The organism is Mesorhizobium sp. WSM4850 (genome assembly GCF_055811735.1).
In genome coordinates, this window is the sequence record NZ_JBVVPV010000003.1 from 121,844 (window position 1) to 147,142 (window position 25,299).

A 25,299-nucleotide genomic window follows, 5' to 3' on the forward strand; every position below is an offset into this window, starting at 1 on the left:
TTCTCCCCGTAAACGGGGCGAAGGAAAAAGGGCTACATCCGCACCCTTTCCGCCTTCGGATCATACATCGGCTTCAGCGACGCTTCCGCGGCGAAGCGCTCGCCGGCGATCTCGATCTCGTAGGAAGACGACAGCACATCCGCCTCGCTCTCGCCCTGGCAAGGCACGTAGCCGAGGCCGACGGCGCCGCCGAGATGATGGCCGTAATTGCCCGAGGTGACCGGGCCGACAATCTTGCCGTCGCGCAGGATCGCTTCGTTGTGGAAGAGCAAGGGTTGCGTGTCTTTCAGGCGGAACTGCAACAGCCGGCGGTTCAATCCGGTTTCTTTTTTTCGCAGCACGGCATCGCGGCCAAGAAAATCGCCCTTGGCAGTCTTCACTGCGAATCCAAGGCCTGCCTCCAGCACATTGTCCTCGTCGGTGATGTCGTGGCCGAAATGCCGGAAGGCCTTTTCGATGCGGCAGGAATCCAGCGTGTGTAGGCCGCAAAGTTTTAGGCCGACATCGGCGCCGGCCTCAGCGATCGCCTCGAACACATGTGCGGCCTGGTCGGTCGAGACATAAAGCTCCCAGCCGAGCTCGCCGACATAGGTGACGCGATGGGCGCGGGCCAGCCCCATGCCGATTTCAATCTCCTGAAACGTTCCGAACGGATTGGTTTCGTTGGAGAAATCGTTCGGGCTCAGCTTTTGAATGAGCTGCCTCGAATCCGGGCCCATCAGGCAGAGCACGGCCTCGGCCGCGGTGACATCGGTGATGACGACGAATTCATCGGCGAGATGTTTTTTCAACCAGGCGAGATCACGCTGCAGCGTGGCGCCCGGCACGACGAGGAAGTAAGCCGTTTCCGATAGCCGCGAGACGGTAAGGTCGCTCTCGATGCCGCCGCGCTTGTTGAGCATCTGGGAGTAGACGATCTTGCCCGGCGCCACGTCGATGTCGTTGGCGCAAAGCCTCTGCAGGAAGGCGCAGGCATCGCGGCCCTCGACACGGATCTTGCCGAACGAGGTCATGTCGAACAGGCCGACGCCGTTTCGGACCGCCAGATGTTCGTCGCGCTGGTTGTCGAACCAGTTCTGCCGTTTCCAGGAATAACGGTACTCGCGCTCCTGGTCCTCACGCGCGAACCAGTTGGCCCGCTCCCAGCCGGCAACCTCGCCGAACACCGCGCCGCGTGCCTTCAGATGTTCATGGAGCGGGGAGCGCCTGACGTTCCGAGAGGTCGCCATCTGCCGGTACGGAAAATGGTCGGCGTAGAGCAGGCCGAGCGTCTCGGAGACGCGCTCTCTGAGATAGCGGCGGTTTTTTTGGAACGGCTGGGCGCGGCGGATGTCGACCTCCCACAGATCGAAGGGTGCTTCGCCATCGTTGATCCATTGCGCCAGCGCCATGCCGGCGCCGCCTGAGGAGACGATGCCGATGGAGTTGTAGCCGGTCGCCATCCAGTAGCCGGACAGCTCCGGCGCCTCGCCGAGATAATAGCGATCATCAGGCGTAAAACTCTCGGGGCCGTTGAAGAAAGTGTGGATGCCGGCGCTGGCCAGCATCGGCATGCGGTTGACGCCCATTTCGAGGATCGGCTCGAAATGTTCGAAATCCTCGGGCAACTGGTCGAAGCAGAAATCTTCGCTTATGCCGTCCATGCCCCACGGCTTGGCCACCGGCTCGAAGGCGCCGAGCATCATCTTGCCGGCATCTTCCTTGTAGTAGGCGCACTCGTCCGGCACGCGCAGCACGGGCAGCCGGGTCAGGCCGGGGATCGGTTCGGTGACGAGATAAAAATGCTCGCAGGCATGCAGCGGGATGCTGACGCCGTTCTGGGCGCCAAGCTCGCGTGCCCACATCCCGGCGCAATTGACGACGACATCGGCCTCGATCATGCCTTGCTCGTCGCCCCGCATCCAGGAAACGCCGGTGACGCAGCCATTCCTCGTGTGAACCTTGGTGACCTTCACATTCTCGACGATCGTCGCACCGCGCTGGCGCGCACCCTTGGCCAGCGCCATGGCGATATTGGCCGGGTCGCATTGGCCGTCGAGCGGCAGATGCACGGCGCCGACCACATCGGAAACATTAAGATGCGGGTACATCTGCTTGACTTCGTTTGGCGAAATCTCGCGCACGTCGATATCGAACGCGCGGGCGAGCGACGCCTGCCTATAAATCTCGTGCTTGCGTTCCTCGGTCAGCGCCACGGTGATCGAACCGACCTGGCGCATGCCGGTGCCGACATCGGTCTCGGCCTCCAGCCTGACGTAGAGGTCGGCCGAATATTTCGCCAGCCGCGTCATGTTCTGCGAACCGCGCAACTGGCCGATCAGGCCGGCGGCGTGCCATGTCGTGCCCGATGTCAGCTGCTTGCGCTCGAGCAGCACGATGTCGGTCCAGCCGACCTTGGCCAGATGATAGGCGACCGAGCAGCCGGAGACGCCGCCGCCGATGATGACGGCCCTCGCCTTGGGAGGAATGGTTTTGGGCGGATTGGTTTTGGTCAGAATGGTTTTCTGGGGCAGGGCGCTCATGCGGCCTCGCGGCGGTAGCTGGACGCGAAGCGGCGCAAGCGAAGGGTTGCTTCCAGAAGCACCGCCTCGGGCTGGCAGAGGCTGACGCGAATATGGCCGGCGGCGGCCTCGCCGAAGCTCGAGCCGGGCATGACGCCGACCTTTTCCTTGTCGAGCAGAGCCCAAACGAATTTCTCGTCGTCCGGCTCGAGAGCCGAGATATCGAGCATGACATACATGCCGCCTTCGGAGCCGCGCACGGTGATGTTGTTCATGCCGCGCATGGCATCGAGGACGACGCTGCGCCGTACGGCATAGCGTTCGGCGATCTCCTTGACGCCATAGCCGTTTTCCAGCGCCTCGGCGCAAGCGAGGCTGATGAACGCCGGCAGGCCGTAGGTGGTCACCAGATTGAGGTTGGTCAGCAGCGAGATCATCTGTTCGGGCCCGCTCAGCCAGCCCATCCGCCAGCCGGTCATGCCGTGGCTCTTCGACATGGAATTGATGACCAGCGTGCGTTCCGCCATGCCTGGCAGTGAACGCGGCGAGACGTGCTCGCCGCCGCCCAGCGTCCAATAGACCTCGTCCGACAGCAGCCAGAGGTCATGCTCCCGGCAGATCTGCGCCAGCTCTTCCAGCCGCTGGCGCGAATAGACGGCACCCGTCGGGTTGTTCGGCGTGTTGATGAGGATGGCGCGGGTGTTCGGCCGAAGTGCTGCGCGAATGTCGGCGGCGCGCGGCTGGAAACCATCCTCGGCGGGTGTCTCGACCACGGTGAAATCGGCGCCCGCCCCACTGAAGGTGTTGGGGTAGGTCGCGTAATAGGGCGCCACCACAATGGCATGGTCGCCCTGGTCGAGAACGGCCTGCACCGCCGCGTAAAGTGCCGCCTGCCCGCCCGGTGTGGCGATGACCTGGTCGGGGTTGGTCGTAACGCCGGTGCAGGCGGTCGAGGCCGCCGCCATGGCCTGGCGCAGGCGCGGAATGCCGGCAAGCGGGGTATAGTGGTGATTGCTGGCGCGAACCGCGGTCACGCAGGCTTCGATCGTCTGCGTCGGCGTGTCGAAATCATGGTCGCCGACCGACAGCATGATGATGTCCTCGCCGGCCTGCTTGCGCGTCCAGGCGGCGAAATGGACCTCCCAGCCGTCCTTGCCGGAAGGCACGATGCCGGAAATGCGCGATGACGGTCTGGGCATTATGCTACTCCCGAAATTTCGTAGCCGGCCTGTTCGAGCCGGTCGCGCAGGGCCGCGATATGAGGCGGCCCGACTTCGCAGCAGCCGCCGACGATGTCGGCGCCGGCCTCGACCCAGCCGACCGCCTGGTCGGCATAGGCATCCGGATCGAGGTCGTGGCGGGCGTGCAGCACTTCCACCGTTCCGCCATGCTTGAGCGCCTCGACCGAGGTGAAGCCGTTGGCATAGGCGCCAACCGGCCCGCCGAGAGCGATCAGTTCGGGCAGCGCTGCAGCAATGGCTTCGGGCCGGCAGCAATTGATCAGCCTGGCTGCGACCGGCAGGCCGTCGAGAGCTCTTGCTGCCGCCGCTATGGTTTCGCCGCTGCGCAGCCGCGGCGCGCCGTGATCGGCGAGCGTCCACGACACCCACACCGGCTTGCCGCTTTCCGACGCGGCGGTGACAGCCGCGCGCGCCTCCTCGGCCGACGCCATGGTCTCGCACAGGAACAGATCGACACCGTCGGCCTGCTCGGCAACGATGCGGCGGTAGATGTCGAGCGTATCCTCGAAGGATATCGTCAGGGCCGGTGCGTAGCTGCCGAACAGCGGCGACAGGCAGCCGGCGATTGCCGCGTCGCCGGCCTGGTCGCGCGCTTGCCTTGCCAGTTCTATGCCGCGCTGCTGCAGCGGCTTGAACAGCTCTTCCGCGCCCTCGCGCGCCAGCCGCTCGGGGGTTGCTGAATAGGTGTTGATGGTGATGACGCGGGCGCCGGCCCGAATGAACTCCGCATGCAGGTCGCGCACCAGGTCCGGTTCGTCGATCAGCACCCTGGCCGACCATAGCGGGGTGGGATCGGAGCTGCTGCGGCGGACCAGTTCCTGGCCCATGCCGCCGTCGGTGAGAATGACTGAATTCATGCGCGCAACCTCTCGTTGGTTGGATCCCACAGCGGTTCGTCCTTCTGCACGACCGCCTTGAAGCGCTCGCCGAAGATCTCGACCTCGACCGCAGTTCCCGGCTCAGTCAGGTCGGCGCGCAGCACGCCGAGCGCGATCGACTTGTCGATCCGATGGCCCCAGCCGCCGGACGTCGTCTCGCCGACGATCCGGCCGTCATGCCACAGCGTCGACATGGTTGGCGCGTCGCAGTCGCCGGGGTTTTCGACGACCAGCGTGACAAAGCGCTTCTTCACGCCCTGCTGCTTCTCGTTTTGCAGCGCCGCCTTGCCACGGAAATCCGGCTTGTCCCATTTCACGAAACGCTCCAGCCCACCCTGCAGGATCGAATAGTCGGTCGACAGGTCGCCTTTCCAGGCGCGATAGGATTTTTCAAGCCGCAATGAATCCAGCGCGTACATGCCGAACGGCTTCAGCCCATGCTTCTGCCCTGCCGCCCAGACGGCGTCGAACACGGTGGCGGTGTCGTCGATCCTGGTGTGGATTTCCCAGCCGAGTTCGCCGGCGAAGGACACACGCAACAGCCTTGCCCAACGGCCGGCAATTGTCGTCTCCTGGTGGGTCAGCCAGGGCAGGGCAAGGTCGGCGGCGCAGACATCGGCGAGGATTTTTCGCGAATTGGGCCCGGCGAGGATCTGCGTTGCGTATTCCTCGGTCCGGTCGACCAGCCTGAACGAGGCGTCCTTCGGCATGCGCCATTTCAGCCATTCAAAATCGTGCCATTGCGCCACCGCGGCGGTGATCAGCGTCATCAAATTCTCGTCGTGGCGAACGGCAGACATTTCGGTGACGATGCGGCCCTTGTCGTCGGCAAAATAGACCAGGCCGATGCGGCCGGGTTTCGGCACCAGGCCGGTGATCTGTTGGCTCAACCAGTCGGCCGCGCCCGGACCGTCGAGATTGAAGCGGGAGAACCCGGGCAGGTCCAAAATGCCGGCGGCATCGCGCACGGCAAGGCATTCTTCGCGCACGCGATCCTGCCACGGCCCGTCGCGGCGGAAGGTCAGCGTCGCGGTTTCCGAGACGTCGTCGCTGGCTTGCGCGTACCAGGTGGCGCGCTCCCAGCCATTGTAGGCGTCGAAGCAAGCGCCGAGCGCCTTGATGCGATCGTGGATCGGCGACAGTTTGCGGTCGCGGCCTGCCGGCCAGGCATGGCGCGGGAACTGGATGGCGTATTCGTTGCCATAGATTTCCATGCCCTTGGCGACGCAGTAATCCGGGGCCGAGGCAAAGCTGGTGAAGCGGCGCGGATCGCACGACCACATGTCCCATTCGGTCTGGCCTTCAGTCACCCATTCGGCCAGCACCTTGCCGGCGCCGCCGCCCTGGGCGATGCCGAAGGTGAAGACGCACGCCTCGAAGGCGTTCGGCACGCCGGGCATCGGGCCGATCAGCGGGTTGCCGTCCGGCGCGTAGGGGATCGGGCCGTTGATGACCTTGGACAGGCCGGCGGTGCCGAGAATCGGCACGCGGGCGACGGCATCGGCCAGATAGTCCTCGAGCCGGTCGAGATCGTCGGGGAACAGCTGGAACGAAAAATCGTCTGGCATCGGATCGTTGTGGCCGACCCAATGGGCACGGCAATTGCGCTCATAGGGACCGAGATTCATGCCGTTCTTTTCCTGGCGCAGATAATAGGAGGTGTCGACGTCGCGCAGCAGCGGCAGTTTCTTGCCTTGCTCCTTCGACCACGCGGCCAGTTCGGGGATTTCCTCGAACAGGATATATTGATGGCTCATCACCATCATCGGCACGTCGCGGCCGAACATCCTGCCGACTTCGGCCGCACGGTAGCCAGCGGCGTTGACGACGATCTCGCAGCGGATCTCGCCCTGCGCGGTCTCGACCACCCACTCGTCCTTGTCGCGGCGCACGCCGGTGACCGGACAGAAGCGAATGATCTTCGTGCCCAGGTCGCGGGCGCCCTTGGCCAGCGCCTGGGTCAGCTGCGCCGGGTCGATGTCGCCGTCGCTCGGATCGTAGAGCGCGCCCTTCAATTCATGCGTTTCGATGAACGGGTAGCGGCGCTTGATCTCGTCGAGCCCGACCACATCGATGTCCATGCCCTGGTAGCGGCCCATGCCCTTGGCGCGCTGAAACTCCTGCATGCGCTGGGCTGTATGGGCCAGCCTGAGCGAGCCGGTGACATGGTAGTTCATGGGATAGCCGACCGCGTCGGCCAGCCCGCGATAGAGCTCGGTCGAATAGCGCTGCATGTTCATCAACGACCATGACGAGGAGAAGGTCGGCACGTTGCCTGCCGCATGCCAGGTCGAGCCGGAGGTGAGCTCGTTCTTTTCCAGGAGCACGCAGTCGGTCCAGCCCGCCTTGGCGAGATGGTAGAGCGCCGACGCACCCACGACACCGCCTCCGATGATCACCACACGTGCCGTGGTCGGCAAACCGGCCATATTCTTCTCCAGACCTCTAGTAGACAGGTGGCGAAACCACCCAGATGACCACCGCCGGCTCCGCACCGGGATTGCGCCAGCGGAACGGCTTGCCGTCGAAGCGAAAGGAGTCGCCTTCGCCAAGCCGGTGCCAGACGCCTGATATCTCGATGTCGAAGCTGCCGGAAGCGACATATCCGGCTTCCTCCGTCGGCCGGCGGGCTTCGATCTTCAGTTCAGCACCCGGCGCGAAGACCGAACGCAGCATCTCGAAGCTACCGCCGAGATCGGGCGAAAGAAGCTCCTCCACCAGGCCGGAATCGCTTGTGCCAAGCGTGCGGCGGCTGCCGGCGCGCACGACCACGCCGCGCTCGTTCTCGACGGGCACGTCGTGGCTGAAGAACAGGCTGACCGGCACGCCGAACAATTCCGCGAAGCCTCTGAGATCGCTAAGCGACGGTATCGACAGGCCGCGCTCGACCTGACTGACCCAGCCGACCGAGCGGCCGAGCTTCAGGCCGGTCTCGGCAAGCGTCAGCCCGCGCGCCCTGCGCAGCGCCTTGATATCGCCGGCCAGCAGCCGTTCGCGGTTTTCCTGCTCCGATCTGACGGCGGTTGAAGTCAAAGCTTTTTTCTCGGTAAAAATCTGTCTGGTGAAAAGTCCCCCTTGGTGAAAAATTGAGGGCAAATTTCATCAGGGGTCAGGTTCGTGAAAAAATCAAGAGAATTTTCATGAGGCCACAAGATTTGCTTGCGCCGTTTTGACGGTTCAGGCAAAGGCTCGGCCACGAACGGCGAGTGAGGGCGTCCGGTCGAGGCTTGCGTTAGAGCGCCATGCGTCAAATTGGACCGCAATGGTGCTCTCTCATTTCTAGACGGCGCATGTATCCTTTCCGGAATCGATTCCGGTTTCCGGGGCACGCGCAAAGGGACGCCCATGCTGGAAAACAGGACTAAGATTACGGATGGCGCGGCGATCGTCGACGAGGCGATCACGTCGCGCCGTTCGGTGCGGGCGTTCCTGCCCGACATGGTCGACGACGAGATGATCCGCGCCATACTCGCCGTTGCCGCGCGTGCGCCTTCGGGCACCAACATGCAGCCCTGGCGGGTCTACGTCACCAAGGGCGAGGTCAAGCAACGGATCAGCGACGCCATCCTCAACTCCGGCATCCGCGCCGAAAAGGCCGAGTGGGACGAGTATCGCTACTATCCCGACCAGTTCTTCGAGCCCTATCTGACCCGGCGGCGAGCCAACGGCTTCGGCCTCTACAGCGTGCTCGGCATCGGCCGGCGTGAGGTCGACAGGATGCGCGCGCAGCACGACCGCAACTTCGTCTTCTTCGACGCACCGGTCGGCATGATCTTCACCGTTGACCGGCGGCTGAACAAGGGCTCGTGGATCGATTACGGCATGTTCCTGCAGAACATCATGGTGGCGGCGCGGGGCAGGGGTCTGCACACCTGCCCGCAGGCGGCCTTTGCACCCTATCACAAGCAGATCAGGTCGGTGCTCAACATTCCCGACGCGGAGATCGTCGTCTGTGGCATGGCGCTTGGCCGTGAGGACACATCCAAGCCCGAAAACGCGTTCCGCACCGACCGCGCGCCGCTGGAAGAGTGGGTGACGTTCGCCAGTTGAGGTGACGCCAAGCGTGGTGACGACGCGCCGCGTCGGTCTACTGCACTTCGTAGCCGACTTCCTCGCTGGCGTGACAGAGCGCCTTCCAGAACGAGCGCGCAAACGAGCGGAACACATAGATGTCGAACTGGTCGGCGCCGGTGCGCTGGATTTGGGCGAAGACATCATGATGCATGGTCGAGCGGCCGGCACCGACCGGGAAGGCCGGCAGCGCGAAGTCGATGGCGAAGAACTTTGCCAGCACCCATTCCGCCTTCGGTCCGGCGATGCGGATCGCGGTGCGGCCGTGCGACAGGTCGGTCACCGTGCCGATATCAGGGGTGACGACATTGGCAAAGGCCGATGCCAAGCCCTCGGCTTCGTCGACCACGGTGAATTTTCCCGGTGCAAATCCGAACACCGACCTCACGCCGTTGGTGCTGCCGGCGCCAGCGCCGTCGGGCAGCGCAAGGCCGGTAACGGTGCGAATGCCTGCTATCAACGCCTTCTCCTGGCCCGGCCAGGCTGCGAGCTGCAGGATCGATCCCGGCCTGGTTTCGGAGAGGATGACCTCGATGCCGTGTTCGAAATCGCCATGCGAGCCGGTGCGCAGCTCCAGCTCAAGCGGGGATTGGCGCTCAACCATGCATGCGGCTCCCGTCCGGATCAAAGAAGTGATTGGAGACGATCTCGACCGGGCCGAACCGGTTGCGCAGAGGATCGGAGATATGGGCGCGCGTGCCGCGCCGTGCCTTGCCGTCCTTGACCAGAGCGAGCGCGATGTACTTGCCGAGCGCCGGCGAATAACAGCAAGCGGTGATGTGGCCGATGGAATCGTGCGGATTGGCTTCGTCAAGCGCTTCGACGATGTGCGCGCCGCCGTTGAGCGGCTGGTTGTCCAGCGAAATCAGACCGACGAGTTCCAGGCGGCCGGGCGCGATCAGGCCCTCGCGATCCATCATCGCCGAGCCGATGAAGGGCTTCTTCCTGGACAGCATCCAGTCGAGATGCAGGTCGCGTGCGGTGGTGCGGCCGTCGATCTCGGCGCCGGTGACGTGGCCTTTCTCGATGCGCAACGTGCCAAGCGCCTCAAGCCCGTAGGTCACCAGTCCGAACGGCTTGCCGGCTTCGATCAAGGCTTCCCAGACATCGGCGCCGTAGCCGGCGCCGGAGTAGACTTCGAAGGCCATTTCGCCGGAGAAGGAAAGCCGGCAGATCATCACCGGCACGCCTGATATCTTGCCGTGCACGATACCCATGAAAGGCAGGGTTGCGTTGTCGACGGCGGTGCCGGTGACGCAAGCAGCAAGGATCTCTCTCGCCCTAGGCCCGCCGATCGCCGCACCCGCCCATTCGTCGGTCACCGAGGTGACATGGACCTTCAGCTCCGGCCAGATGACGTCGAGGAAATACTCCAGATGCTGCATCACCTTGCCGGCATTGGCGGTGGTGGTGGTCATCAGGAAGTCCAGTTCGCCGAGCCGCCACGTCGTGCCGTCGTCGAAGGCGAGGCCGTCCTCGCGCAGCATCAGCCCGTAGCGGGCCTTGCCGACGGCCAATGTCGAGAACATGTTGGTGTAAACCCGGTCGAGGAATTCCGCCGCGTCCGGGCCCTGCACGGCGATCTTGCCCAGCGTCGAGACATCGACGATGCCGGCGCTCTCCCGCGTCGCCCTGGCTTCGCGCACATAGGCCTGCTCGATTGTCTCGCCGGGATGGCCATAAATCATCGGGCGATACCAGAGGCCGGCTGAATACATGGTCGCGCCGTTGGCGACGTGCCAGTCATGCATCGGCGTCAGTCGTTCGGGCCTCAAGTCGCCGAAACGCTCCGCGGCCAGTGAGCCGATCGACACGGCCGAAAAAGGTGGGCGAAAGCGTGTCGTGCCGACTTCGGGAATCGGCTTGCCCAGCGCCTCGGCCATGATGGCGAGGCCGGGTATGTTGGAGCTCTTGCCCTGGTCGGTCGCCATGCCGAGCGTGGTGTAGCGCTTCAAATGCTCGACCGAGACAAAGCCTTCCCGATGCGCCAGCCGTACATCCTCCGCCGTCACGTCGTGCTGGAAATCGACGAAGCTTTTTCCATCGGCCCTGATCTCGAACACCGGGGCCGGGTCGGGACCGCCGGGTGCGGCTTCGACGACCGGCAGGACCGTTGGCGCACCTGTTCCACCTGCCGCCGAAAGCCCGGCGGCGCGGCCTTCGGCGATTGCCTCGGCGGTGGAAAAGCTGCCGGTGAAAGCGCCGGCGCCAATCCATTGCTGTGTTGGCCATCGCTGTGTTGGCCATTGCTGGGTTGGCTTCGGTGGCAGGAAGGCTTGTCTGGCGGCATTCCATTCCGCCCTGGCGCCGGCCTGGCTGGCCAGATGGATGGTCGGCGACCAGCCTCCCGATATCAGCAGGCAGTCGGCTTGAATGCTGCGCGCCTCGCCGGCAAGCGCGCCGTTGACCATGTCGAAGCCCTGCACCTTGACGCCGGACAGCGCCTTGCCGCCTTCGGTGGCGACCACGGCGTGACCGAAAAGGATCTTGGCTTCCGCTTCATCGGCGAGCTCGCGCATCTCGCTCGAAAGCTCCGGCCGCACGTCGACGATCGCGACAATCGCCGCGCCGGCCTTCTTCAGCGCCAGGGCGGAGCGATAGGCGCTGTCATTGTTGGTGAACAGTGCGATCCTGTTGCCCGCCAGCACGCCGTACTCGTTGGCGTAGCGCTCGGCGGCATGCGCCAGCATCACTCCCGGCCGATCGTTGCCCGGAAACACCAGCGGCCGCTCGAAGGAGCCGGTGGCCAGCACCACCGACTTGGCGCGAATGATCCAGTAGCGATGGCGTGGTTCGCCCTTGCCGGGTCTCTCCTTGTGGTCGGCAACCCGTTCAAGCGCGGCGAGCGTGTTGCCGTCGTAATAGCCCCAGACCGTGGTGCGTGGCAGCAGGCGGACATTGTCATAGCCTTCGAGCTGGCCGGCGGCTCGCGCTGCCCAGTCGGCCCCGGGCATCCCGTCGATCGTCTCGCCCGACCAGTTGGCCGAGCCGCCGAAATGCGGTTCGAGTTCGCTGAGGATGACACGCGCGCCCTGATCGGCGGCTGCCCTGGCGGCCATCAGTCCGGCCGGACCGGAACCGACCACCAGCACATCGCAGAAGGCGTTCATGCGCTCGTAACGCGCCGTGTCGGCAGCGGTCCCGGCGCGGCCGAGACCGGCGGCGCGGCGGATGAAATGCTCGCAGAACATCCAGAAACGCGTGCTCTTCAGCGGGCCGATCGCGGGCCCCATGAAGGTCTTGTAATAGAAGCCGGCGGACAGAAGCTTGCCGCCGAGCTGGTTGGCGGCGCTGACATCCCAGGCCAGCGATGGAAAGCGGTTCTGGCTGACGGCGGTCAGCCCATCATGGATCTCGACCATGGTCGCGGCGATGTTGGGCTCGCGAACCTCGCCCCGCAACACCGTCACCAGGGCGTTCGGTTCCTCGATGCCTGCCGTCAGCACCCCGCGAGGACGGTGATATTTGAACGAGCGTCCGAACAGGGTGACGCCATTGGCCAGCAGCGCTGAGGCAAGCGTGTCGCCGGCATGGCCGGTGTAAGGCGCGCCGTCGAAGGTGAACCGGATGGTTCGCAGCCGGTCGATCCGGCCACCGGCATCGGTGCGGCGCGGGCTCATGACTTGCCCTCCGCCTTGTGCCGGGCAGCCACTTTGTGGTCGCCGCGCGTGAACGCGACGCTGGAGATCTCGTGTGTCAGCGTGTTGCGCACGACCCTGAGATGGGCGCGGCAGCCGCCGGAATGCTGCCAGATCTCGTTGTGGTCACCCGCCGGGTTCAATCGGTCATAGACATAGGCGTTCCAGGCATCGAGGTCCTGCGAGGCAGGCTGAGGGCGCTCGCGGTTGCCGTCACCCTGATAGGTGAACTCGATGACGTCGCGCGGGCCGCAATAGGGGCAGGTAATCAGCATGCGATTGTATCTTCTCGTTTGACCATGATCTTGGCCGAAAACCGGTTTCCACTCTTTGTTACGCCGACCTGCGGTTCGGGATCATGGTCTAATGCAGCCGCGGCGTCGCGCCCTGGCCCTTGTCGTCGATCACCAGGCCGCGATGGAAGCGATCCAGCGTGAAGGGCGCGTTGATGTCGTGCGGTTCATCCTTGGCTATGGTCCACGCAAAGCACCAGCCGGAGGCCGGCGTCGCCTTGAAGCCGCCGTAGCACCAGCCGCAGTTGAGATACATGCCCGGCAGCGGGCCGGTGGTGATGATGGGAGAACCGTCCATCGACATGTCGCAGACGCCACCCCAGGAGCGCAGCATGCGAACCCGGGCGAGACCCGGAAACAGCGCCAGCATCTCGCTCATCACCTCATCGACAACAGGCAAACTGCCGCGCTGGGCGTAGCTGTTGTAGCCGTCGAGATCGCCGCCATAGACAAGGCCGCCCTTGTCCGACTGCGACATGTAGAAATGGCCCATGCCGAAAGTCAGGACTGTGTTGATGAACGGCTTCAGCGATTCCGTCACAAAAGCCTGCAGCACGTGGCTCTCGATCGGCATCGTATCGATGCCGGCGAGCCGCATGACTTGCCCGGTGCTGCCGGCCACCGCGACCGCCACCTTCCTGGCGCGGATATCTCCGCGCGACGTCGAGACGCCTGATATGCGGTCGCCGTCGCGCAGGAAGCCGGTGACCTCGCAATTCTCGATGATATCGACACCGCGGCGGTCGGCGCCGCGCGCATAGCCCCAGGCGACGGCATCGTGGCGGGCGGTGCCGGCGCGCCGCTGCATCAGGCCGCCGACGATTGGGAAGCGCGCCGTGGCGGAGACGTCCAGCGCCGGCACCAGGCGCGCGATCTCGGCCGTGGTCATCAGTTCGGCGTCGACGCCGAGATGGCGCATGGCGTTGCCCCGGCGGGCAAAATCGTCGAACTGGGCCGGCGTGTGCGCGAGGTTGAGGCAGCCGCGCTGCGAGAACATGACGTTGTAGTTGAGGTCGTGCGACAGGTTCTCCCACAGCTTCATCGAATGTTCGTAGAAGCGCGTGTTGGCAGGCAGCAGGTAGTTGGAGCGGACCGCTGTCGTGTTGCGGCCGACATTGCCGGAGCCGAGCCAGCGCTTTTCCAGCACTGCCACGTTGGTGATGCCGTGCTCCTTGGCGAGATAATAGGCGGTCGACAGGCCATGGCCGCCACCGCCGATGACGATCACGTCGTAGGACGCCTTCGGGTCCGGCTTGCGCCAGGCCGGTTTCCAGTCCTTGTTGCCGGTCAGCGCATTTTTGAGAAGCGAGAAGGCCGAATATTCCGCCATTCTTTTTGTTGTCCGTTCTGGCTTTTCGTCAGCCGTTTTGGGCGATGCGGCACATTATAGAGCAGGCCGCTGCCGCAAAGCCAATATTGCGCCATCGCTTTTCGACTGGCCGACTCCGAAGGGCGGCAGGGCGGGACGGCTTGCTCCCCGGTATCAGCGTCTTTATCAAGGGCGAGCTTTAGAACGCCTTACCGCCTGTGAGTCGCCAAACGATCATGCTTTTCCGACTGCTCCGCTTCGTTCTGGTCCTGGCGATCGTCGCCTCGGCGCCGCTGTCGCTTGATGCGGCGGCGCAGGGGCTTGAGCAGGCTGCCTCTGGAGTGGTCGCCGACCAGCAGAAAATCCTGCAGGACCTGACGACGAGGACCGACAATCTCGAAAAGAAAATCCAGGAGGACGGTGACGACGACGCCAGCCTTGTCGACATCCGCCTGCAGCTCGAGGAAATGTCGCGAGGTGCGCTGGACAGCGCGCTTGTCTTCCGCCCGCGCCTTTCGGAGATCAACGCAAGGCTCGATCAGCTCGCGGCGCCGCCGGCCGCGGGCCAGCCACCCGAACCCGACATCGTGACCAGCGAACGCCAGGCGCTGGCGTCCGAAAAGGCCGAGATCAATGCTGTCATCGCCGCGGCGCAAAACCTGTCGATCCGAATCAGCGGCCTCATCGCCAAGATCGCCAATATGCGCAGCGAGCTGTTTCGCAATCTGCTCACCAAGCGCTACGTGCTGTCCGACGCGTTGAGCCCTGAAGTCATTTCCGATGCCAATGGTGAATTTACCGGCTTCAACAAGGCAGTGTCGTCGTGGCTGGCCTTTGTCTTCAAGTTCAAGTTCCAGGCCGTGCTGGCCGCGACCTTGACGGCGCTTTCCCTGGCGGCGGTGCTTTTTGTCGGTGGGCGGCGTTTGTTCGGGCGTATCTTCGAAGCGGACCCGTCGGTCGAAGATCCGTCCTATCTCAGCCGGTTGTCGGTGGCGTTCTGGTCGACATTGCTGCCGACGCTGGCGGTCGGCGTCTTCCTGGTCTCGACCGTGTTCTTTTTCAACTATTACAATGTGTTGCGCGGCGACATTGGCGTGTTCCTGAAGGCGCTGGTCGGGGTCATCGCGGTGGTGTTCTGCGTCAACCGACTGGCCAATGCGACGCTGGAGCCGCGGCTGCCGAACTGGCGGCTCATCCCCGTTGAATCAGGCCCGGCACGCTGGCTGGTGCGGCTGACGACCGCCATGGCGGTAGTGATCGGCGTCAACTATTTCCTGTCGGTGGTCAACGACACGATGGGCTCGCCGCTGTCGCTGACCATCGCCAGAAGTTTTGTCGCCACCGTCATCGTCGGCATCATCCTGATCCTGATGGCGCTGCTGAAGCCGTTCAAGGCCACCGACGGAAGCTGGCGCCCCTGGCCGGCGTGGCTGCGCTACACCGCTGTCGCGCTAGGCCTTTTCACCATTGCCACGGCGCTGCTCGGCTATATCGGCCTTGCCATCTTCGTCTCGCTGCAGGTCGTGGTCACCGGTACCATTCTGGTGACCGCCTATATCGGCTTCCTGTCAGCGCGGGCGATCAGCGAGGAAGGTGGCTTTGCCAACACGTCGATCGGGCGCTGGCTATCGACCAATTCCAGTTATGAGGAGTCCGCGCTCGACCAGCTCGGCCTGGTCGTCAGCGTCGCCATCAACCTGATGATCGTGCTGGTGTTCCTGCCGATGATCCTGTTGATGTGGGGCTTCCAGCCCGGCGACATCGAGGCCTGGGCGTACAAGCTGGCGACGGGCCTCACCGTCGGCTCCGTGACGATCTCGGTGACCGGCATCCTCACCGGCATCGTCGTCTTCATCATCGGCTATTTCCTGACGCGCTGGTTCCAGGGCTGGCTCGACGGCTCGGTGATGGCGCGCGGCAAGGTCGATACCGGCGTGCGCAACTCGATCCGGCTGGCGGTCGGCTATGCCGGCGTCGCGCTCGCAGCCCTCGTCGGCGTCTCGGCGGCGGGCATCGATCTCTCCAACCTGGCGCTTGTCGCCGGCGCCCTGTCGCTCGGTATCGGCTTTGGCCTGCAGAATGTCGTCTCCAACTTCGTCTCCGGCCTGATCCTCTTGGCCGAGCGGCCGTTCAAGGTCGGCGACTGGATCGTCGCCGGTGAGATCAGCGGCACGGTCAAGAAGATCAGCGTGCGCGCTACCGAGATCGAGACGTTCCAGCGGCAGTCGGTGATCCTGCCCAATTCAAACCTGATCAACAATGCGGTCGGCAACTGGACGCACCGCAACAAGCTCGGTCGCATCGACATCAAGGTCGGCGTCGCCTACGGCAGCGACGTCAAGCAGGCCCATGCTGTGCTGTTGGAGATTGCGCGCGGCCATCCGCTGGTGCTGAAAAATCCGGAACCCTTCGTGCTGTTCACCAATTTCGGGGCGGCCGCTCTCGAATTCGAAATCCGTGTGTTCCTGGCCGACGTGATGAACGGCAACATCGTGCAGAACGACATTCGGTTTGCCGTCCTCGACGAGTTCGCCGATCAGCATATCGAAATTCCGTCGGCGCCGCGCGCCGTCGTCGAGACCAAGAAGCATGAGGCGTGGCCGATCGATGACGACAAGATCGAAGTCGATTTTGCCGAACAGGAGCAAGCAAAGGCGGAAGCCGTGGCCGAGACGAAACGTCTGGCCAGATCCGGGCGCAAGACCCGCAAGCCGGATCCCGATTAGGGTTTATTGATATTCAGCCGGCCTGCGAACGGCTGATACCTGCGCTTCCGACGCAGCCAAAGCAATTGCGGCATGAATGCGGCATTCAGTTGCCGTTCAGCTGGCATCTCATATAAGCTCACATGCAAAGGGCGGGAATGCCTTGCGAAATGCAACAGAGGCGGTGGCAACACCGATACTGCAAATGTGGAAGTCGCTCGTCGCCGCCATCGCTTTTCTTGCCGTGGGCGGTTCAGCCTTTGCCGCCAGCGCCACCAACAAGGACGCCGAGACCCGCACACTCGTCGTGACCGAAGGCGGTGGCAAGACGGAGCTGGCGCTGGCCGCCGGCGAAACCGCTGAATTCTGCCCGACCGGCTGTTTCGTTACCATGCCGAATGGCGACCTCGAAGCGCTGACCGGTTCGGAAACAATCGAAATCTCTGGCGGCGTCGCCCGCATCAAGTAACCGCGTCAAAAAACGTTGACTAGTTTTTAGAAGGCCGGGCAAATGCCCGGCCTTTGATCGTTTCGGGTTATCGAAACTTAACGATGAAAGGGAAAATACCGTCACGCAAGCCAGGCCGGGCCGGACGCTTTAACGATCGCTGCGCTGTTGCCCGCTATATCGGGCCGAAGACGCCGAAGCATGGGGTTTTGGATCGGCGCCTGATCCTTTCCGAAAGGTCGACTTTCGGGGATCATGCGCTTTTAGGCAGGGCAACGAAGAATGGATGTGCGGTCGGACAGGAACGCAATCCCGCTTGCTGTCGATCTCGACGGCACGCTGATCGCGACGGACCTGTTGTGGGAAGGTCTGTTCATCCTTCTCAAGAAGAACCCGCTCTATGTTTTCCTGGTGCCGTTCTGGCTCGCCGGCGGGCCGGCGCGGTTGAAGCAGGCCATCGCTCAACGCATCGACATCGATCCTGCGTCGCTGCCCTACCGCGAGGCGCTGCTTCAGCGCCTTCGCACCGAACATGGCGAAGGCCGCAAGATCGTGCTGGCGACCGGGACGCCGCGTAAATTCGCCGAGGCGATCGCCGCACATCTCAGGATATTCGATCGCGTCCTGGCGACTGACGGCCCCCACAACATGACGTCAGGCAGAAAGCGCGCCTCGCTTGTCGCCGCCTATGGCGATGGCGGCTTCGACTATGCCGGCAACAGTCGGCACGACCTTAAGGTATTCGACGCCGCGCGCACGGCAATCGTCGTCGCGCCCGACCGTCATGCCGCGCGCTGGCAGGCCGCGCACAGTGCTGAAATCATGCCGGCGCCGAAGCCGACATTCAGAACCATCGTCAAGATGCTGCGCGTTCATCAGTGGCTGAAAAACTCGCTGATCGCAGTGCCGATGGTGCTGTCGCACGAATACTTCAACGCCGACATGATCTGGGAATGCCTGCTGGCATTCGTCTCGTTCAGCGCGGTCGCTTCCGCCATCTACATCCTCAATGATTTCTTCGATCTCGCGCTCGACCGCAAACACCTGACCAAGCGCAACCGGCCATTCGCCAGCGGCGCGCTGTCGATCCCGTTCGGCCTCGGTTCAATGATGGTGCTGCTCGCAATAGGCGTTGGCGCAGGGCTTCTGCTGCCGATCGAATTCCTCGGCGTGCTCTGCGGCTACATGGTCATCACCACCGGCTATTCGCTGTCGTTCAAGCGCATGCTTCTGATCGACGTGCTGACATTGGCCAGTCTCTACACCATCCGCGTTCTGGCTGGCGCCGCGGCGACCGGGGTCGACGTCTCGTTCTGGCTGCTGGCCTTCTCGATCTTCTTTTTCCTGTCGCTGGCGCTGGTGAAGCGGTTTGTCGAGCTGCGCACGACCGCCATTCCGGCCGGCGAGCGCATTGCCGGCCGCGGCTACCGCACCGAAGACCAGGAGATCGTCGCCCAGGCGGGCATGGCGTCGGCCTTTTCCTCGGCGCTGGTGCTGGCGCTCTATATGGACAGCGCTGCGGTGCGCGAACTTTATCCGCATCCTTGGCTGGTCTGGCCGCTGGCGCCGATCGTGCTTTACCTGACCATGCGCGTCTGGATTCTCGCCCGCCGCGACCAGATGCATGACGATCCGGTCGTCTTCATCATCCGCGACTGGCGCAGCCAGATCGTCGTGCTCATCGGCGCTGTGTTTCTGGTCGTCGGAGGCTGGTAGACGTGGGGCAGGAGCGGTTCCAGAGCTTCGGTCTTGCCACGCCACCGGCACTCGATGTGATCCCGGCGGACGACGCTGTTGTGCTGCTGAAGAGCGGCAAGGCGACAAGAAACGCTTTGCTCGCCTACGGCAACGGCCGCTCCTATGGCGATTCCTGCCAGAATGGAGCCGGCACGATCGTCGATATGCGGCCGCTGAACAGGATCCGCGCCTTCAATGCCGAGACCGGCGTGATCGAGGCCGAGGCCGGCGTGCTTCTGTCCGACATCATCGCCCATGCAGCGCCATACGGCTTCTTTCCCGCCGTCGTTCCGGGTACGCAGTTCGTCACGCTCGGCGGCGCCATCGCCAACGACGTTCACGGCAAGAATCATCACCGGCGCGGCACCTTCGGCTGCCACGTCGAATCCTTGACGCTGCTCAGATCAGACGCACAGGCCCATTATTGCTCGGCCACCGAGAATAAACGCCAGTTCGCGGCGACGATCGGCGGCATGGGGCTGACTGGCCTGATACTGTCCGCATCGATCCGGCTGATGAGGGTGCCATCGCTCGACATCATCGAGAAGGTGACGCCGTTCCGTGATCTCGGCGAGTTCTTCGAGCTTGCAGAAGCGGCCGATCAGGCCAACGAATACGTCGTCGCCTGGATCGACCAGCTTGCCGGCGGCCAAAGTTGCGGGCGCGGGCTGCTGTTCACCGGCAATCACGCCGAGCATGGCTCCCATGTGGCCTTGCGGGCCGGTGAAAATCTTTCGGTGCCGTTCCAGCCGCCGTTCAACGTGCTCAACCGGCCGTTCCTGACTGCGTTCAATGCCGCCTACCGGTGGAAGAAAGGCCGGTCGACGGCGCCGCGCCAGGTCGGGTACCAGGGTTTCTTCTTTCCGCTCGACGGCGTCGGCAACTGGAACCGGCTCTATGGGCCGAACGGGCTTTTCCAGCACCAGAGCGTGATGCCGCAAGACGTCGCGCGCCGAGTGGTGCCGACGTTGCTTGCGGCGGCAAAACGGGCCAGGCAGGGCTCGTTCCTCACAGTCCTGAAGCGCTTCGGCGGGGTCCGCTCGCCGGCACTGCTGTCGTTCCCGCGGCCGGGTTTCACGCTGACGCTGGATTTCCCCAACCGTGGCCGGGCGACGCTGGCGCTGCTGAAGGAACTCGACCAAATCACAGTCGAGGCCGGTGGCGCGATCAATCCCTACAAGGACGCCCGCATGGGCGACGACGTTTTCGCAGCCTCCTTTCCGGAATGGCAACGCCTCGAAGCGATCCGCGATCCCGCCTTCATGTCGAGTTTCTGGGCGCGAACGGCGAAAAAGCTCGAGGCGCGACACGGAACCGCCGAAGCCGCGGAATAGATAACATTCGAATAGGTCGTGGTTAATGCGTCGATAACTCAAGCTTTCCTCAAGACTTTTTGTGCTTCACGAAATATTTGGAGGTTTTCAATAGGACGGGGGAGGGTTGATGGAAAAAACATGAAATACATCGTCTTCATTCTGTTCACGGTCATGACCAATGCCGCCGCGCAACTCATGCTGAAGCAGGGCATGATGTCACTCGGTTCGATTTCCTTCGAAGGCGCCAATCCGTTGCTGAAGCTGTTGCAGATCGTCTTCAGCCCATGGATTTTCCTCGGCCTGTGCACCTTCGTCATCTCGATGGCGTCGCACCTCTATGTGCTGTCCAAAGTAGAGCTCAGCTTCGCCTATCCGTTCCTCAGTCTCGCCTATGTCGCCGTTGCGATCTTCGCCTATTTCATTTTCCGCGAAGACCTCAATGGCTGGCGTATCGCCGGCATCGCTTTCATCTGCGTCGGCACGGTGCTGATCGCCCAAAGTGGCCGGGATTTGGGTGGTCGCGGGCATGACGAGGAAACCGCCTCCCTTTCGTCCGACAAGATTCACAGTGGGATCGTTCGATGAGACATGTGATCTTCGGCGGCGACGGTTTCGTCGGCCGCCACCTTGCCCCAAAACTTCTGGCCGACGGCGAGGAGGTGGTCGTCGCCGATATCGCTAAAAGCGACCTGCCGCATTACCGCTCCGCCCGATATGTCAGGTGCGACGTCACCGATCCGGCCTCGGTCGATTCGGTCGGGCTGAAGGCCGACGACATGGTCTATAATCTGTCGGCGAAAATGCTGTCGCCGATCCAGGTGCGCGCCAGGCGCCACGAATTCTTCTTCCCGGTGAATTTCCACGGCACCGAGCACATCATGCAGGCGATGGACAGAGCCGGCGCGCCCAAGCTCGTCCATTACACGACCGACATGATCTACGGCCACACGGTCACGCAGCCGATGACCGAGGAGCACCCGGTCGCGCCGCTCGGCGAATATGGCTGGTCGAAGCAGAAGACCGAGGAACTGGCCGTCGAATGGCGCAAGCGCGGCATGTCGATCTCGCTGTTTCGGCCGCGCCTGATCATCGGTCCCGGCCGCCTTGGCATCCTCGAAAAGCTGTTCAAGCTGATCGACTGGAACCTTCCGGTGCCGACGATCGGCTCGGGCAAGAACCCGTATCAGTTCATCTCGGTGTTCGACTGCGCCGAGGCGGCGCGCGCTGCGTGGAAGGCCGGCGTGCCTGATGAGGCTTATAATCTCGGCTCGCTCAACCCGCCGCCGGTCCGGAAATTGCTCGGCGACCTGATCAGGCATGCCGGCTCGAAATCGATCCTGATCCCGACCCCGGGCTGGGCAGTCAAGCGAACGCTCGACCTGCTCGACCTCTTGAACATGCCGATCATGGATCCGGAGCAGTATCTGATCGCCGATGAGGACTGCGTGCTCGACGTGTCCAAGGCCGAACGCCAGCTCGGCTGGGTGCCGCAATATCGCGACGAGGACATGCTGATCGCCGCCTACAGCGAATATCGCGCCAAGAAAGACGGCCATGCCGTCGCCGCCAAACATGTGCCCGCCGAGTGAAGGGCCAGCAGGAGACTCTTGAGATGACCGTGATGACCAAGCCAGACCACACGACTGCGCGCGCCACGGTCAGCGCGCCGGCGCTTTCGCCCGCCACCACCGCCAAGCCCGATCTGATCAGCGTCGAGCAGGCCAAGGCGATGGACGTCGCGCGCATGACCGACCTGTTCAAGGCGCATCTCAACCCCGGCCAGCTGCATTTCATGAAACTGCTCGGCTTCCACAAGATCAAGATCGAGCGCGCCGAAGGCATGTTCTACATCGATCAGAACGGCCGCAAGATCCTCGATTTCTTTGGCGGCTTCGGCTCGCTGGCCTTCGGCCACAATCATCCGCGCCTTCTCGAGGCGCGCAAAAAGTTCCAGGAGGAGAAGCGGCAGGAGATCGCCATCGCCTTCATGTCGCAATATGCTGCGGCGCTGGCGCACAATCTCGCCAAATGCTCGCCCGGCGACCTCGACATGGTGTTTCTGGGCTCTTCCGGCTCCGAAGCCATGGAGGCGGCGGTGAAGCTCGCCGAGCGCGCCGCCGGCCCGAAGCGGCCGAAAATCGTCTATGCCGAGAATTCCTTCCACGGCAAGACCAAGGGCGTGCTGGCGATCACCGACGGCTCGCTCTATCGCGCCGACTTCAAGATGGCCGACAATGTCATGCGCATTCCGTTCGGCGACGTCGAAGCGGTCGAGCGCACGTTCCGCTCCGATCCCGAGGTCGGCGTCATCGTGCTCGAAACCATCCAGGGCGGCGGCGGCATCATCCAGGCGCCTGCCGAATACTGGCAGAAGCTGCGTGCGCTATGCGACCAATACGGTGTTCTGTGGGTCGCCGACGAGGTGCAGTGCGGCTATGGCCGCTCCGGCCGCTTCTATGCCTTCGAGCACTACGGCGTCGTTCCGGACGTCACGGCGCTGGCAAAGTCGCTCGGTGGCGGCAAGGCGGCGGTCGGCGCGATGATCGCCAGGCGCGAGGTCTATTTGAAGGCCTACGGCACGCCGAAGACTGCGATGATCCACGCCATGGCCACCTTCGGCGGCATGGGCGAGGCCTGCGTCACCTCGATCGAGGCGCTCAACGTGCTTTACGACGAGGGGCTGATCGACAACGCCGCGGTCACCGGCGACTATCTGCTGCAACGCCTGCAGACGTTGCGGGAAAAATACCCGAAGATCATCAAGGAGGTCCGCGGCAAAGGCCTTATGGTCGGGCTGGAATTCCACGACTTTTCGCAGACCTTGCCGATGGTGCTGCGGCCTGTGGTCAGCGTGCTTGACGACAAGCTGAAGGGATCCTTGTCCGGTTTTGTTGGTGCTTTGCTGCTGGGTGACTACGACGTGCTCGTCGCCTTCACCGAATACAACCGCAACGTCATCCGTCTCGAACCGCCGCTGATCTGCCAGCGCGAACATGTCGACCGCTTCGTCGAGGCGCTCGACAGCCTGTTGTCGCGCGGCATCGTGTCGATCGTGAAGGATTTCGTCAAAAGCCAGGTTCGTTAGCCAGGTGCGCCGAGCGAGACCATGCTGAGCAAGTCTCCGGCTCCGACAAACCTGCTCGACCGGCTGACCAAGGCCAGTCTGGCATGGGGCGAGGGCACCTATGCGCGTCTTGCCGCACCGATCGGGGCGGCTGCCTTCGCGCTCTACATCCTGCTGACCGCGGCGACGGCATGGTTCATGCCTGACGCCAATTGGGACATGCTGCCCTACCTTGCGATCGCCGAGGAGGGCACCTATCGCGATGTGCAGGCGCTGCACGATTATGCCTATGGCACGGTCAGGGACGGCCTGTCGGCGAGCGACTACAAGGCGCTGACCGATGATGGCGGCGGCTTCCGCAGTCATATGGCCGGGAATGCCGCCGATTTCCATTCGCTGCTCGGCATGTACCGGATCAAGTTCCTTTACGCCGAGATCCTGTCGACGATGAGCTCGGCGATGTCGCCGGTCGCGGCAATGCGGCTGCTGCAGGTGTTCTCGGTGCTGCTGTTCGGCGCGATCGCGCTGCTCTGGCTGCGCTCAGAGGGCGCGCTGGCGCTGGCGCCGGTTCTCGGCGCGGTGCTGATGATGGCCGATTTCGGCGACGCGGCGCGGGCGTTGACGCCTGACCTGCTGTGCTCAGCGCTGTTCCTCGGCGGGCTCTTTGCCTATAGGCGCGGTCGTGAAGTGGCCACCGCGATCCTGCTCTTCCTCGCTTTCATGGCTCGGCCCGACAATATTGTTTTCCTTGCTATTTTTGCCGTGCTGCTGTTGGTCTTCCGGCAGAAGGCGTGGGGCGCGCTGGCCGGCTTTGCCGCCTCGCTCGTCGCCTATTTCGCCATCTCGCACTGGGCGCAGCATCCCGGCTGGTGGCCGCATCTGTGGTTCTCCTCGATCGAGCAGCACTACAATATGGCCGGCTTCGATCCGCCGTTCTCGGCTGTCGCCTACCTCCGGGCTTTTGCCGCCTCCCTGATCCGTGCCGTCAGCCTGAACAACTGGGTCGGCGTCTCGGTGATGGCGCTGGCGGGGTGGTATGCCTCAAGCCGTGCCGGCTTCAAGCTCGACCGCCGCGCCGGCATTCTGTTTGCGGCATTGGTGCTCGGCGTATTGGCCAAATTCACGGTCTTCCCGATCCACGACACCCGCATCTATTTTCCCAATCTGATCCCGCCATTCCTGCTGCTCGCCGGGCCATTCATGGCGTTGTGGGCATCAGCGAGCACCAAAGGGCGCGGCGCCGCGCCATTGCACGTCATTCCTGGAGACAAGTCATGAGTTCCGTTTCCAGCCTGGCGCGCATCGCGCTGTCGCTCGGCCTCCCCCCGCTGGCATCCTCGATCGCGGGCCGTCGATGCGCGGTACGAAGTTCCTGGCGAAGGCCGCGCTGAAGGCGCGCCTCAGTGGGGCAAAAAGGCGGTTCCAGATGGTCAATGTCGGCGCCTGCGATGGCGTGTTGTTCGACGATGTGACGCCGTGGCTGCACCGCATCCCGCACGCTCGCGCCATACTGGTCGAGCCGATCCCGCACAACCAGAAGCGGTTGCGCGCCAACTATACCGATACGGGCCGCTTCATCACCGAGCCGGTCGCGGTGACGAAGAGCAAGGGAACGATCACGGTCCACACCTTCGATGCCGCCGCACTCGAGGCTGGCACGCTGCCGATCGAGTTCATCGGCTGCTCGTCGGTGACCGACACCAATCTGATGTCGGGCAAGAATGCCTGGGGCCAGGCCGATGCCAACTTCAATAAATTCGCGCCGCACCTCAGGGATATCGAAGTGCCGTCGGAGACATTGCAGACGCTGCTCGACCGCAACGGCATCACCCATATCGACGCCTTCCTTGTCGATTGCGAAGGCGCCGACTGGATCGTCTTCGAGCAGCTCGACCTCGAGCGCTACCGTCCCGGCATGATCAAGGTCGAGGTTGGTGCGTTGCCGGCGGCCGAGTTCGGCCAGGTCGTGGTCAAGTTGAAGACCGCCGGCTACCAGGTCGGCTTCCAGGCCGAGGACATCTGGGCCTTCGCCTGAGGGGTAGCCCCGGGCCCGAAAGCAGCTGATCTTTCGGGTCGCGTCGCATCTGCAGCGTGTCGC

The 25,299-nt window shown here is 63.5% G+C and carries 19 protein-coding genes; 10 read left to right on the plus strand and 9 right to left on the minus strand.

The annotated features are described in order from the left end of the window. Positions 1 to 32: 32 nt before the first annotated feature. The 5 genes from AC0L2Z_RS06655 to AC0L2Z_RS06675 are packed head-to-tail and all read right to left on the minus strand — an operon-like array spanning position 33 to position 7,653. On the minus strand, positions 33 to 2,522 hold the full coding sequence (locus AC0L2Z_RS06655) for a GcvT family protein (RefSeq protein WP_473627237.1): 2,490 nt from the start codon (positions 2,520 to 2,522) through the stop codon (positions 33 to 35). Next, positions 2,519 to 3,700, minus strand: coding sequence for a pyridoxal phosphate-dependent aminotransferase (locus AC0L2Z_RS06660; RefSeq protein WP_473627238.1), 1,182 nt, complete (start codon positions 3,698 to 3,700; stop codon positions 2,519 to 2,521). The genes AC0L2Z_RS06655 and AC0L2Z_RS06660 overlap by 4 nt, the downstream gene beginning before the upstream one ends. Next, entirely contained in the window at positions 3,700 to 4,599 is a 900-nt protein-coding gene (locus tag AC0L2Z_RS06665; protein WP_128246497.1) for a homocysteine S-methyltransferase family protein, read from the minus strand. Before AC0L2Z_RS06665 ends, AC0L2Z_RS06660 begins: the two co-directional genes overlap by 1 nt. Beyond that, positions 4,596 to 7,049: a GcvT family protein gene (locus AC0L2Z_RS06670; RefSeq protein ID WP_473627239.1), complete on the minus strand. Its 2,454-nt coding sequence runs from the start codon at positions 7,047 to 7,049 to the stop codon at positions 4,596 to 4,598. Before AC0L2Z_RS06670 ends, AC0L2Z_RS06665 begins: the two co-directional genes overlap by 4 nt. 16 nt (positions 7,050 to 7,065) lie before the next feature. Beyond that, a complete protein-coding gene (locus AC0L2Z_RS06675; protein WP_473627240.1) occupies positions 7,066 to 7,653 on the minus strand; it encodes a helix-turn-helix domain-containing protein in 588 nt (195 codons plus the stop codon). Positions 7,654 to 7,965: 312 nt separating this feature from the next. Here AC0L2Z_RS06675 and AC0L2Z_RS06680 point away from each other — a divergent pair, with 312 nt between their 5' ends. Then, a complete protein-coding gene (locus AC0L2Z_RS06680; RefSeq protein ID WP_473627242.1) occupies positions 7,966 to 8,670 on the plus strand; it encodes a nitroreductase in 705 nt (234 codons plus the stop codon). Between the two features lie 37 nt (positions 8,671 to 8,707). On the opposite strand, the gene AC0L2Z_RS06685 is transcribed toward AC0L2Z_RS06680, so the two are convergent. The 4 genes from AC0L2Z_RS06685 to AC0L2Z_RS06700 all read right to left on the minus strand — a co-directional run bounded on the left by AC0L2Z_RS06685 (position 8,708) and on the right by AC0L2Z_RS06700 (position 13,952). Further along, a complete protein-coding gene (locus AC0L2Z_RS06685) occupies positions 8,708 to 9,295 on the minus strand; it encodes a sarcosine oxidase subunit gamma (RefSeq protein WP_473522147.1) in 588 nt (195 codons plus the stop codon). Then, a complete protein-coding gene (locus AC0L2Z_RS06690) occupies positions 9,288 to 12,311 on the minus strand; it encodes a sarcosine oxidase subunit alpha (protein ID WP_473627243.1) in 3,024 nt (1,007 codons plus the stop codon). Before AC0L2Z_RS06690 ends, AC0L2Z_RS06685 begins: the two co-directional genes overlap by 8 nt. Then, positions 12,308 to 12,604, minus strand: coding sequence for a sarcosine oxidase subunit delta (locus AC0L2Z_RS06695; protein ID WP_128166926.1), 297 nt, complete (start codon positions 12,602 to 12,604; stop codon positions 12,308 to 12,310). The genes AC0L2Z_RS06690 and AC0L2Z_RS06695 overlap by 4 nt, the downstream gene beginning before the upstream one ends. 88 nt (positions 12,605 to 12,692) lie before the next feature. Beyond that, positions 12,693 to 13,952, minus strand: a complete 1,260-nt coding sequence (locus AC0L2Z_RS06700; protein WP_128166924.1) for a sarcosine oxidase subunit beta — start codon at positions 13,950 to 13,952, stop codon at positions 12,693 to 12,695. A gap of 215 nt (positions 13,953 to 14,167) precedes the next feature. On the opposite strand from AC0L2Z_RS06700, the gene AC0L2Z_RS06705 reads away from it, so the two are divergent. The 9 genes from AC0L2Z_RS06705 to AC0L2Z_RS06745 all read left to right on the plus strand — a co-directional run bounded on the left by AC0L2Z_RS06705 (position 14,168) and on the right by AC0L2Z_RS06745 (position 25,236). Further along, positions 14,168 to 16,657, plus strand: coding sequence for a mechanosensitive ion channel family protein (locus tag AC0L2Z_RS06705; RefSeq protein WP_128166922.1), 2,490 nt, complete (start codon positions 14,168 to 14,170; stop codon positions 16,655 to 16,657). A gap of 184 nt (positions 16,658 to 16,841) precedes the next feature. Next, the gene (locus AC0L2Z_RS06710; protein ID WP_023798910.1) at positions 16,842 to 17,105 is read left to right on the plus strand and encodes a hypothetical protein; all 264 of its coding nucleotides are present in this window, start codon (positions 16,842 to 16,844) and stop codon (positions 17,103 to 17,105) included. A 261-nt stretch (positions 17,106 to 17,366) separates the two neighbouring features. Beyond that, positions 17,367 to 18,800, plus strand: a complete 1,434-nt coding sequence (locus tag AC0L2Z_RS06715; RefSeq protein ID WP_128166920.1) for a UbiA family prenyltransferase — start codon at positions 17,367 to 17,369, stop codon at positions 18,798 to 18,800. Between the two features lie 2 nt (positions 18,801 to 18,802). Continuing rightward, entirely contained in the window at positions 18,803 to 20,155 is a 1,353-nt protein-coding gene (locus AC0L2Z_RS06720) for an FAD-binding oxidoreductase (protein WP_128173858.1), read from the plus strand. Positions 20,156 to 20,275: 120 nt separating this feature from the next. Continuing rightward, on the plus strand, positions 20,276 to 20,722 hold the full coding sequence (locus tag AC0L2Z_RS06725; RefSeq protein ID WP_023798913.1) for an EamA family transporter: 447 nt from the start codon (positions 20,276 to 20,278) through the stop codon (positions 20,720 to 20,722). Then, the gene (locus AC0L2Z_RS06730) at positions 20,719 to 21,726 is read left to right on the plus strand and encodes an NAD-dependent epimerase/dehydratase family protein (protein ID WP_128173857.1); all 1,008 of its coding nucleotides are present in this window, start codon (positions 20,719 to 20,721) and stop codon (positions 21,724 to 21,726) included. The genes AC0L2Z_RS06725 and AC0L2Z_RS06730 overlap by 4 nt, the downstream gene beginning before the upstream one ends. Positions 21,727 to 21,749: 23 nt before the next feature. Next, a complete protein-coding gene (locus AC0L2Z_RS06735) occupies positions 21,750 to 23,222 on the plus strand; it encodes an aspartate aminotransferase family protein (protein ID WP_128173856.1) in 1,473 nt (490 codons plus the stop codon). A gap of 21 nt (positions 23,223 to 23,243) precedes the next feature. Next, positions 23,244 to 24,479, plus strand: a complete 1,236-nt coding sequence (locus AC0L2Z_RS06740; protein ID WP_128173855.1) for a hypothetical protein — start codon at positions 23,244 to 23,246, stop codon at positions 24,477 to 24,479. 76 nt (positions 24,480 to 24,555) lie between these two features. Further along, positions 24,556 to 25,236, plus strand: coding sequence for an FkbM family methyltransferase (locus AC0L2Z_RS06745; protein ID WP_473627246.1), 681 nt, complete (start codon positions 24,556 to 24,558; stop codon positions 25,234 to 25,236). The last annotated feature ends 63 nt before the right edge of the window (positions 25,237 to 25,299 follow it).